The 388-nt window shown below is 72.7% G+C and carries 1 protein-coding gene; it reads right to left on the minus strand.

All coding sequences use genetic code 11. The annotated features are described in order from the left end of the window. Positions 1-36: 36 nt before the first annotated feature. Positions 37-388, minus strand: a 352-nt coding sequence (locus tag M1M07_RS32585) for a putative PEP-binding protein (RefSeq protein WP_308200894.1), incomplete at its 5' end; no start/stop codon positions are given.

The raw sequence follows: 388 nt of genomic DNA on the forward strand, positions 1-388 counted from the left end.
GGTCCGGGCTGCGCCGGCCGGCCGGTCAACTCGGCGTCAGGTCGCACGGGCGGTCCGCGCGGTCCGGGCGAGGTGCTGCCAGGTGTCCACGACGGTGTCGGGGTTCAGCGACATCGACTCGATCCCCTGCGCGACCAGCCACTCGGCCAGGTCGGGGTGGTCGCTGGGGCCCTGCCCGCAGATGCCGACGTACTTGCCGCGCTCCAGGCAGGCTGTGATCGCCATCTCCAGCACGGCGAGCACCGCCGGGTCGCGCTCGTCGAAGGCGCCGGCGACCAAGCTGGAGTCGCGGTCCAGGCCCAGCACGAGCTGGGTCATGTCGTTGGAGCCGATGGAGAACCCGTCGACGTGGTCGAGGAAGGCGTGCGCCCGCAGGGCGTTGCTCGGC

The organism is Rhodococcus sp. HM1, assembly GCF_023218075.1.
Classification (GTDB): Bacteria; Actinomycetota; Actinomycetes; order Mycobacteriales; family Mycobacteriaceae; genus Rhodococcus.